At 41.4% G+C, this 11905-nt stretch carries 7 protein-coding genes; 6 read left to right on the top strand and 1 reads right to left on the bottom strand.

Annotation, left to right across the window (positions count from 1 at the left end; all coding sequences use genetic code 11):
- Positions 1–6: 6 nt before the first annotated feature.
- Entirely contained in the window at positions 7–516 is a 510-nt protein-coding gene (locus HMAT_RS19975; RefSeq protein ID WP_104384637.1) for an ecotin, read from the bottom strand.
- Between the two features lie 304 nt (positions 517–820).
- Here HMAT_RS19975 and HMAT_RS19970 point away from each other — a divergent pair, with 304 nt between their 5' ends.
- From HMAT_RS19970 to HMAT_RS19945, 6 genes are all read left to right on the top strand, one after another.
- Positions 821–2512 carry a GMC oxidoreductase gene (locus tag HMAT_RS19970; RefSeq protein WP_104384636.1) on the top strand — a complete coding sequence of 564 codons (1692 nt, stop codon included), beginning with the start codon at positions 821–823 and terminating at the stop codon, positions 2510–2512.
- A 110-nt stretch (positions 2513–2622) separates the two neighbouring features.
- A complete protein-coding gene (gene uvrA / locus HMAT_RS19965) occupies positions 2623–5424 on the top strand; it encodes an excinuclease ABC subunit UvrA (RefSeq protein WP_104384635.1) in 2802 nt (933 codons plus the stop codon).
- Between the two features lie 285 nt (positions 5425–5709).
- Complete coding sequence (gene pafA, locus HMAT_RS19960; RefSeq protein WP_104384634.1) at positions 5710–7353, top strand: alkaline phosphatase PafA; 1644 nt, start codon at positions 5710–5712, stop codon at positions 7351–7353.
- 151 nt (positions 7354–7504) lie between these two features.
- Positions 7505–7945 carry an Rrf2 family transcriptional regulator gene (locus tag HMAT_RS19955; RefSeq protein ID WP_104384633.1) on the top strand — a complete coding sequence of 147 codons (441 nt, stop codon included), beginning with the start codon at positions 7505–7507 and terminating at the stop codon, positions 7943–7945.
- A 230-nt stretch (positions 7946–8175) separates the two neighbouring features.
- Positions 8176–10962 carry an outer membrane beta-barrel protein gene (locus tag HMAT_RS19950; protein ID WP_104384632.1) on the top strand — a complete coding sequence of 929 codons (2787 nt, stop codon included), beginning with the start codon at positions 8176–8178 and terminating at the stop codon, positions 10960–10962.
- Positions 10963–11068: 106 nt separating this feature from the next.
- Positions 11069–11863, top strand: coding sequence for a GLPGLI family protein (locus HMAT_RS19945; protein ID WP_104384631.1), 795 nt, complete (start codon positions 11069–11071; stop codon positions 11861–11863).
- The last annotated feature ends 42 nt before the right edge of the window (positions 11864–11905 follow it).

Below are 11905 nucleotides of genomic sequence, written 5' to 3'. Positions count from 1 at the left end.
TGGCTATTATTTTTTCTTTTCTCTGACTTCAGCAGCCCGATAGGTATCTCCATCTGTTGAATAGATTTTGAATTGTGCCTCATATCCTTCAGGGACATAAATAACAATAGGCATCCGACCGTTGTAACGTACTGTTTCGGGTTGGGCGCTTACAAAAAGATTTCTCTTGGCTTTATCCGGGCAGGCCATCATGGTACTTGCTACATTTCCGTTGGTTTTGAATACATAGTAATCATACCCCCAGCCCTGAAGATCTTTTTTCTCAAAAGAACCAGCTAGATTAAAATTGTTACAACCATCTACCTCCATCCATTTACCTACAGAGAATTCGATCTTCTTGTTCTTGTCATTCTCCGAATATGGAACTTCGATAACCATTTTTTTGTATCCTTTTTCCGCTGCAGGAAAAATATTTAAGTCTATTTTATCAATCACCATTTGTGCTTTACTTACTGTTGTAGATGCGACGAAAACGAATAGCATCATGACCATAACTTTAAATACATTTTTTCTCATAACCTTTTTTTTATTTTATTCTTTAAACGCAATCTCTATCACTATTGCTACTTTGCTTTTTCAAAACTATATTTTTAAGACATGTAAAAAATTAGAAGGATTAATTGAAAATGGGTAAATATTTAAAATAATTATTCGAAAGTGTTCGATAGCACCTATTAAAAAACATCGTTAGATAAGACCCCGTCGATGTAGGATATCCAGCAGTTATTTTGTAACAAAATCATGTAAGTTGCTTAGGATATTTGTTGCAATACCATTATTTACAGTATATTAACTTTTCAAATACGACCTAAATATAAAGATGAATAAGGAAAATCATTTTGACACTATTGTGATCGGTTCGGGCATATCTGGCGGATGGGCCGCTAAGGAATTTTGCGAGAAAGGATTGAAAACACTTGTTTTGGATCGAGGTAAAGATGCCAAACATATTCAGGATTATCCCACAGCGTATATGGATCCTTGGCAGTTCAAGCATGGGGGACAGGTGGAACAGCAGACCAAGGATGAAAATCCGATTGCTTCAAAATGCTATGTCTATCGGGAAGACGCCAAACACTTTTTTCTGCCGGATGCTGCCCAGCCTTATATCCAGGAAAAACCATTTGACTGGATTCGGGCTGATCAAGTTGGCGGTAAATCTCTCCTTTGGGCCCGTCAGACCCAGCGGTGGTCTAAGTACGATTTTGAAGGGCCTGCAAGGGATGGCTTTGCAGTGGATTGGCCTATTCGTTACGATGATATTGCACCTTGGTATTCGTATGTCGAACATTTCGTCGGAATATCGGGTAACAGGGACGGAATTGATGCGATGCCAGATGGTGATTTTCTTCCCGCTTGGGAGATGAACGTGGTGGAGAAAGCAATACAACAACGTATAGAGCAGCAGTATAAAGATCGTCCGGTGATTCAGGGGCGCTGTGCTCATTTGACCCAACCTCGGCAAATCCATATCGATCAAGGGCGGAGTCAATGTCAGGCACGTAGCCTATGTCATCGTGGATGTCCTTTTGGTGGATATTTTAGCTCCAATGCATCTACTTTACCTTGGGCGGCGAAAACAGGAAAGCTGACCATACGCCCCCAGGCGATTGTCGAATCCATACTTTATGATGATAGTTTACAGAAAGCGATCGGTGTCCGTATCATCGACACAGTCACAAAGGCGAGTCAAGAGTTTTTTGCGAAAATCATTTTTGTCAATGCCTCTGCATTAGCGACAAACCAGATTTTATTGAATTCCACTTCCGATCGTTTTCCGAATGGCCTTGGAAATGATAGTGGCCTGTTGGGTAAATATGTCGCTTTTCATAATTATTTGGGCTCAATATCGGGTACAATGGAAGGCTATGAAGATAAATATTATTATGGGCGTAGGCCAACCCAACCTATTATTCCCAATTTTAGAAATGTACATCGGCAGGAAACTGATTTTTTGAGAGGTTATGCTTCGTTTTTTGGCGCTTACCGTTCGCGGGGAGGGGCTTTTGAGGGAGTGTCAGTTGGTGGGGCTTACAAAGACAGTTTAGCTGAACTGGGAGGCTGGGGTGTTTCCATGATGATGCAAGGGGAGACGATTCCCAAGGAAAGCAATCATGTGCGATTGAGCAAAGACAAGAAAGATCCTTATGGTATTCCACAATTGATTACCGCTGTCGGTTACGAGGAAAATGACTACAAATTGAGAGATGACTTCTTTCAACAAGGACAGGAGATGCTGGATATTGCAGGAGTCAAGAATCTCAAAGTCAGTGACAGCAACCAAAATCCGGGTTTGGATATCCACGAAATGGGAGGAGTACGTATGGGATTGGATCCCAAGACCTCTTTGTTGAACAAATGGAACCAGTTACATTTGGTGAAAAATGTATTTGTCACCGACGGTGCCTGTATGACCTCAACAGGAACGCAGAATCCGTCGCTGACCTATATGGCATTAACAGCTAGAGCCGTAGATTATGCTGTCTCTGAAATGAAAAAAGGCAACCTCTAAATCCATAGAACTGCACTGGGATAGGGACTATATTTTTTCGCAAGAGCTTTTAATTCGTAGGGACTATAATCAGCCAAGATTGCGTAACTTTGTGTGAGATAAGGATTATTATGAGTAAAAAAGTGGAGCGTACTCCAAAAGAATATATTCAAATAAAAGGGGCTAGAGTCAATAATCTGAAAAATATTGATGTTGATATTCCCAAAAATAAATTGGTTGTCATTACTGGAATGTCAGGTTCAGGAAAATCTTCCCTCGCTTTTGACACCCTATACGCTGAAGGACAACGACGGTATGTTGAAAGTCTTTCTTCCTATGCACGACAGTTTATGGGACGGATGAATAAACCCGAAGTCGATTACATCAAAGGGATCGCCCCAGCGATTGCAATTGAACAACGTGTTATTACCAGCAATCCGCGTTCCACTGTCGGAACTTCTACCGAAATATATGACTATCTAAAATTACTATATGCAAGGATCGGGAAGACGATTTCTCCTGTTTCAGGTAGGGAGGTGACCAAAGATAGTGTGAGCTCGGTGGTAGATTTTGCACTGAAGTTTGACGAGGGAGAATCTGTCACGCTATTGGCTCCGTTGGTGCCTTCCCATGGGCGAAAACTCAAAGAAGAGTTATCTCTCTTACTGCAGAAAGGGTTTGTCCGTGTCGTCTATCAGGATAAAATGCAAAAAATCGAAAGTATTATTGACGATAAGAGCATGGCCAATGAAACGATTCAGGACGGCGAGGTATTGATCGTCGTGGATCGGGTACGTATCGAGCAGGATGATGATACCATGAATCGATTATCCGATTCCATTCAAACGGGATTTTTTGAGGGTAAAGGTGAATTGTATATCGAAGAAAAGCATAAAAGACATCATTTCTCACACAAGTTTGAACTCGATGGAATTACCTTTGAGGAGCCTAGTCCTAACTTCTTTAGTTTCAATAATCCCTATGGTGCCTGCCGTCGGTGTGAAGGCTATGGGAAGATCATTGGTATAGACCCAGATCTTGTTATACCAGATAAGAGCCGCTCTGTTTATGATGGCGCTATTGCTCCTTGGCGAGGAGAGAAAATGAATGAATGGTTACAGGTGCTGGTAAAGAATTCTCTAAAGTTTGATTTTCCGATACACCGCGCCTATTCCGATCTGACAACAGCCCAAAAAGAATTACTTTGGACGGGAAATAGTTATTTTACAGGGCTTAACAAGTTCTTTGAAGAGCTCGAAGAACAGACCTATAAAATTCAATACCGCGTGATGTTGTCACGTTACCGAGGTAAAACCGACTGTCCCGATTGTAGGGGAACAAGGTTGCGTAAAGATGCGACCTATGTCAAAGTCGGTGGTAGGTCAATTACCGATATCGTATTGATGCCTCTTGAAGAAGCTTTGGCATTTTTTACGGATTTGTCACTGGAGGGAAATGAAAAGGTGATTGCCAAACGCCTGCTGGCCGAAATTAATAACCGGCTACAATTTCTATGCGATGTAGGGTTAAGCTACCTTACCTTAAACCGTCTGTCCAATACGCTATCCGGAGGGGAATCCCAACGGATCAATTTGGCAACTTCGCTCGGAAGTTCGCTCGTGGGCTCAATCTATGTGCTGGATGAGCCAAGTATTGGATTGCATCCACGCGATACTCAGCGTCTGATTTCGGTACTGAAATCCTTGCGTGATGTAGGTAATACAGTTGTTGTGGTTGAGCATGAACAGGAAATGATGGAGGCTGCAGATTATCTGATCGATATTGGCCCCGAAGCAGGGATCAATGGCGGCGAGATGGTATTTGCAGGAACATATAGTGAGATTCTAAAAGATGATAGGAGTTTAACAGGTCAATATCTGAGTGGCAAGAGCAAGATCGAAGTTCCAAAAAAACGACGAAAATGGTCCAATAGCATTACTGTAAAGGGAGCGCATGAAAATAACCTTCAGGGGATCGATGTGCAGTTTCCTTTAAATACATTTACCGTTGTATCAGGGGTATCGGGATCCGGAAAGACATCCTTGGTGAAACGTATTCTTTATCCGGCTTTGCAGAAATCAATCGGTAATTATTCTGGTGAACAAACAGGTGTATATGATTCCATAGAAGGCGATATTGCACAAGTGGAACAGATCGAAATGGTTGACCAGAATCCGATCGGTCGTTCTTCACGTTCAAATCCGGTGACTTATGTGAAAGCCTGGGATGAGATCAGAGCTTTGTATGCTAATCAGGCTGCATCCAAAGCTGCGGGATTGAAACCTGCTGCGTTTTCTTTTAATGTCGAGGGCGGTCGCTGTGATGTCTGTCAAGGTGAGGGGGAAGTGAAAATCGAGATGCAATTTATGGCGGATATCGTACTTCCATGTGAGGCCTGTGGTGGAAAACGTTTCAAGCAGTTTGTGCTAGATGTGCAGTATAAAGGTAAATCCGTAGCGGATATACTTGAGCTGAGCGTGGATGAAGCCATTGTCTTCTTTGGCGATCAGCCTAAGATATTGGCCAAGTTACAGCCACTACAGGATGTAGGTCTGGGCTATGTGAAGCTCGGGCAGTCTTCCAGTACACTTTCTGGCGGTGAGGCACAACGGATTAAACTTGCTTCTTTCCTGATCAAAGGCAATAACAGCAAGAAGACCTTATTTATTTTTGACGAACCGACTACTGGTTTGCATTTTCAGGATATTAAAAAACTGCTAAAATCGTTTGATGCGTTGATCGCCCTTGGGAATAGTATTTTGGTCATTGAGCATAATATGGATATGATCAAATCAGCGGATTGGGTGATTGATATTGGACCTGAAGGGGGCAATAAAGGTGGAAAGTTGGTCTTTGCAGGACTTCCAGAAGATCTTGCGCATTGTAAAGATTCTTATACAGGACAATTTTTAAAAACACATTTAAAAGATTAAGCCTACTTTAGCATGCGTTATTAAACGAAGGGTCTGCACAGTGGGCCGCTAAATTTAGGAACAAAGATTAAAGCGCAAGGAATGAAAGATCATGTTCGTAAACCGAAGGTTTGCCGGACTAAAATCTAAATACTAATTACTCAATATTAAAATTAAAAAGTCAAAAATGGGAACAGCTGGTAAGCCTCAGGCTGGTATAAAGATTAAAGAATAAGGAGCATAAGCCGTAGACTGGCACAACCCAGAATCTCATATCTAATATCTCAATACTAATATCTAACAACAATGATTAAAAGATTTTTTTTAAGTGTCGTATTTGGAATAGCAGCACTCTCCTCCATGGCACAACAACCGGACAGACCCAAACTGGTCGTCGGTCTGATGGTGGATCAGATGCGCTGGGATTATCTATATCGTTTTGCGGATCGATATGGCAATGATGGCTTCAAGCGACTTTTGAAAGAAGGCTTCTCCTGTGAGAATACCCTGATCAATTATATTCCGACCTATACAGCTATTGGACACAGTTCGGTATATACCGGTTCTGTCCCTTCCATACACGGTATTGCAGGCAATGACTGGATCGAAGAGCTTACAGGCAAGAGTATGTACTGTACACAAGATGACAATGTCATTGGTGTAGGGACAACTGAAAAGGAAGGCAAACAATCTCCACGTAACTTGCTGGCATCTACCGTAACGGATCAGTTGAAGCTGGCTTCAAATTTTAAATCCAAAGTCATTGGTATAGCGATCAAAGATCGTGGTGGAATATTACCTGCAGGCCATTTTGCCGATGCAGCTTATTGGTTTGAGGCGAAATCAGGCAATTGGATTACCTCCAATTTTTATATGGATCAACTGCCAAAATGGGTGGTGGACTTTAACAAGAAAAAATTAGCTGAAAAGTATCTTAAAGCAGACTGGAAGCCAATGTACGATGTGCAAACTTATGCGGCTAATAGCATTGCGGATGATAATATTTATGAAGGAAAATATCCCGGTGAAGAAAAGCCGACCTTGCCGCGGGCGACATCCAAGCTGATGAAAGATGAAGGTCTTGAACTGATCAAAACAACACCGATGGGGAATCAGTTCACGCTGGATCTGGCCATGGAAGCGATCAAAAATGAGCAGATGGGAAATAATCCGACTAAAAACACCGATTTCCTTTGTGTGAGCCTTTCAGCTACGGATTATGTTGGACACCGTTACTCACTGACCGCTGTTGAGATCGAAGATATTTACCTGCAGTTAGATAAACAGTTGGCCGATTTCTTCGCTTATCTGGACAATACGGTCGGGAAAGGGAATTACACCTTCTTCCTGACAGCTGACCACGGTGCTTCGTACAACTCTAGATTTTATATGGATATGAAAGGAAATGGCGGCTATTTCTATTCCCGCCAGATTATCTCGGATCTCAACAAAAAGCTGAAAGAGAAATTCGGACAGGAAAAAATCGTCAAAAGTCTCATGAATTATCAGGTTCATCTGAACAATCAGATGATTGATTCGCTTCAATTGGACCGCGACAAAATAAAAGAGACCATTATTCGTGAGTTGCGCCAGACCGAAGGCGTTGCGTATGTTGCGGATATGGAAAAAGGTGAAAGCCTCATGATTCCGGAGCCTATCCGTGAAAAAATGATCAATGGCTTTAATTTCAAACGGAGTGGTGTTATCCAGATCGTTTGTGAGCCACAATGGTATGATGGAACACCACGATCTACCGGTACGACACATGGTACCTGGTCGGGCTACGATTCCCATATTCCATTAGTATTTATGGGCTGGGGCATCAAGCCGGGCGTATCCAATACCGAAGTGCATATTGTGGATATTGCGCCTACCATTTCATCGCTGCTGCATATTACTGAGCCAAATGGAAGTATTGGTAAACCCATTACGGCAGTTTTGGGCCAATAACGTTAAGTTTTAATACGATCCGCCCTTAGCACCAGGATATCCCATCGGATGAAATTGTGCTAAGGGCTCTTATTTTACCGGCTAATGATATGGGTTTTATTCTATTGAATAAAAAACGTAAATTTGCAATTCAACAGGGGGTTAACAAATTATGCTTTCCAAAAAGACAAAATATGCAATTAAGGCACTTATGGTGCTCGGTCGTAACTACGGAAATGAACCTATGCAGATCGTTAAGATTGCGCAGGAGGAAAATATTCCAAAGAAATTCTTGGAACAGATTCTCCTTGAAATGCGAAATGCTGGGATTCTCTACAGCAAAAAAGGTGCAGGTGGTGGTTACAGTTTAAACAAGGCGCCTGAGGATGTATTTTTATCGCAAGTGATGCGCTTGATCGATGGGCCGATTGCCTTACTTCCCTGTGTTAGTTTAAATTTCTATCGCTCCTGCGAGGAGTGTACTGAAGAACATGCCTGTGGGATACGGGATACATTTGTTGAAGTAAGGAATGCAATGTTACAGATTTTGAATGATACGAGCATCGCGCATTTAATCAATAAAGAAAAAGAATTGAACCTAAATGTAGATTAGGTAAAATAAATTGAGTCATCAAAAACAAACAAGGAGATGTAACAGATAAGTTGCATCTCCTTTTTGTTTTGATAAGGCGCTGATAAACAGTGTTTTTGTTTTTATCGCCTATCCGGGGTTTTATTGTTTATTATTTATGTTTTTAACTTCGTAATTATTTAACATTATTTTACGAATTTTCCGTAGCAACATTAATATCTTTAACGCAACACTATATAAACGGAAAATTTATGAAACTAACCTATTCTTTAGTTTTGTTTCTTGTACTCTCAGCGCTAAGCACTATTTCCTATGCCCAACATAGGCTTGTAGGTACAGTTGTTGACGGTAAAGATCAGGCTAAACTTCATCAAGCGTCTGTTGCGTTACTAAATCCTAGAGATTCAATTTTAATTAAGTTCGACCGAACGAAAGAAAACGGTATTTTCCAGTTGAACAGCCTGGATACAGGTACTTATAAAATGGTTGTTTCCTATCCGCAATATGCAGACCTGGTAAAGGATATTCATATTCCAGCACAGGGGCTGGATCTTGGAACCATAGCGCTGTCCAAGGCGGCTTTGCTCTTAGACGAAGTACAGGTTGAGGGGAGAATTCCGGTTGTCATTAAGGGAGACACCGTAGAATACGATGCCGGTAGTTTTAAAGTGGAGAAGGATGCCAAAGTTGATGATCTGCTCAGGGTGTTGCCTGGCATTACGATTGACGGGACGGGTAAGATTACGGCGCAGGGAAAAGAGGTAAAAAAGGTGCTGCTTGATGGAGAGGAATTTTTTGGGGACGACCCCACCCTGATTACCAAAAACATCCGATCGGATATGGTGAGCAAAGTACAGGTCTACGAAAAAAAATCAGATCTGGCTGTACGTACGGGCGTGGACGATGGGGAGCGTACACAGACCATTGATATCAAGCTCAAAGAGGATAAGAAGAAAGGGATGTTCGGCCAGGCAATCGCTGGAGCCGGAACGGATAAATACTATGGCGGGAAAGTCATGCTCAATAAATTTAAAGGATCACAGAAAATTGCTGCTTACGGTATTCTGGCCAACGATGGTATGGTGGGACTGGGGTTTGAAGATAGCCAAAAATACGGTGTCGGGGGGAATGGCAATGTCCAGATGATGGATGGTGGAGGCATTATGATCTCTTCGGGTGGAGACGAGACGGAAGGTGGATGGGATGGACAATACCGGGGTGGTGGTGTACCTAAAGCCCTAAATATGGGGGTAAGTTATTCCGACAAAACCAAAGACGATAAACATAAAATCAATGTCAACTACAAGCGCAGTCAGATCAATGTCAATAATACAAGTACCTATAATGCACAGAATAATTTACCGGAGCGCGCGCAGATAGACAGTAATATAACCAGATCAGAAAATGAAAACAGAGCCAATGTTGCCAATCTTAGATACGATTATAAATTGGATTCACTTGCCGATCTGACGGTTAATATGGGCTTTAATAAATCCAATAGAGATAATCTATCCGAGGCTGAAGCTTACCAGAAAACCCTTGACGGAAAAGATATTACCAGAACTAAATCGCGTACAGACCTGAATAGTGATCAGGATAAATTCAACCTGAACGCGCTATTGACACGGCGCTTTAAAAAAGAACGTCGCTCCATCACATTCAATGTGAATGCAAATACGGATCAGAACCGGTCGGACACAAAGTATTTTTCCGAAAACAGGTTTTACAATGACTCCCGTACCGACACAATTGATCAGTTCAAAAAAGATAAGCTCAGCAATAACACCTATGGTGCCTCAGTCACCTATACCGAGCCGCTCTCAAAAAGGATCACCGGATCAATAGGATATTCCTTTTCCAATAATCAGTCAAAGACACTCAATCAGGCTTTTAATCGGGATTCCGTTACACATCAATATACTGTGCTGGACGAAAGTGTATTGAATGACTTTAATTTTTCCAGTTTAAAAAATAGTGTTAATACGGCGTTGAATTATAAAACAAATACATGGACGGTCAATCTGAGCAACCGTACTGATTTTGAGGCTGTGAAACGAACCTATAACAACTTGAATACCGTATTGCAACGCGACCAGACATCCTTTAGACCTTCACTTAATGTGAACTATAAGATTTCAAAAACGAAGAATATATGGCTCAATTATTATGGGCAGACTGTTCAGCCTTCGCTCACACAGATTGAACCGCTCAAACAAAATAGCCAGCCGCTTGTCGAATATTTGGACAATCCGGACCTGAAAGCCGGTTTTAATAATTCCTATTCCATCAATTATAATTCTTACAAACAGATCAAAGACCAGAGCTTCTACTTCTACATTAGCGCCAATCAGGGGAAACGAAACATTAACAGCAGTGTTCGTTATAACCTGGAAGACGGTACCAGACAGATTTCTTTTGTAAATATTGATAAGGACAACTGGCGTTTCTATGGAAGTGGGTCATATAATTTCATGTTAAAAAAGAAATGGGGTTTGAAAATGAATATGGGCATGAATGCACAATACAATAGCCAATATAGCTATCTGTCGCTGCTTAATGAAGAACCTAGGCTCAATCGTAATAAGACCTGGAGTATCGGGCCCGAGATTGGCTTTAATCGGTATAAAGCCAATAAAATGGATTTTTATATTAGCTTAAGTCCAGGGGTTGAACAGATGGATTCCTATCTGCAGCCCGAATTGAACCAGACCACGTTTAAATTCAATTCGTATACACAAGTCACCTATTACTTACCCAAAGACTTTAAGATTTCTGTCTCCATGCAGCAGAATTATCAAGCTGCCACAAAGACTTTGCAGTCCATTAATATGCTGAATATGAACGGTTATATTTCAAAAAAATTCTTAAAAGATAAATCTCTCGAAGCGCAGCTATTTGTCAATGATATATTAAATAAGAATATCGGCGTACGTCGTTATCAGGACGGTACTGCATTTGTCCAGACCAGTAATGATGTATTGCGTCGTTATGGGATGTTAAAAGTGATCTACAATTTTACAACAATGAACCGTCCATGATTAAATTATCAATTTTATTGTCCAGGGTTAAGGTGAATTTTAATCATGGTAAGCTCCATCTGGCCGATGGAAAAAATAATTATTTACAGATGAAAGGAGGTGATAAATGAGTAAGCAATTGATATCAATGCTTTGGCTATTATGCTTATCCGTAACTACGATACAAGCCCAGAACGCATTTTTTCCAAGCAGCGGTACGGTGACGTTTGAACGAAAATTCCATGTGCAGAACTATCTGAAACGGACATATCTCAGTAAGCCGGACCTGGATACCTGGGATAAGCTGGGTGTAGAAAATGCAGTCAAAAATGGCCCTGTTGAAGTGATCACCCATCATACATTAAAATTTTACGATCAGGAAACACTGTTTGAAACAGTAGAGGAAGATTACCCGGCGAATTATCGAAATGTTTCCTGGTACAACCCCGCACTGACGGATTCAAAGACGTATATGAACTTTAAGAACGGGGAGTTTATAAAGTTACTGCCCTTTGGTGATGAGCAGCTGTTGATGAAGGATTCTTTGCCGGCGGTGAAATGGAAGTATACCGACGAATATCGCACTATCGCCGGATACGATTGTCGACGGGCAAATGGAATTATGCAAGATTCTATTTATGTTGTCGCATTTTTTGCGGGACAGATTCCGATAGCGGGCGGACCTGAATTAATCCATGGCCTGCCCGGGCTGATCCTAGGGATATCCGTCCCTAGCATGAATATCAATATGTTTGCAACCAAAATTGAGCTTACCAATGCCCCGATCTCCAATGTGCTTACCAAAAAGAAAAAGGTTGTCGCGGAATCTAAGGCAGAGATCATAAAAAAATTGAAAGATACAGTCTACGATTGGATGGATGACAAAGATTTTAAAAAGCGATTACAGCACGTGTTATTCTAGGGTTGTTGATTGACTTCGGATCATTTATAAAAGCGAGATCAA

It is taken from the genome of Sphingobacterium sp. HMA12 (genome assembly GCF_002933815.1).
Classification (GTDB): domain Bacteria; phylum Bacteroidota; class Bacteroidia; order Sphingobacteriales; family Sphingobacteriaceae; genus Sphingobacterium.
This window is presented reverse-complemented; position numbering and strand designations above follow the sequence as displayed.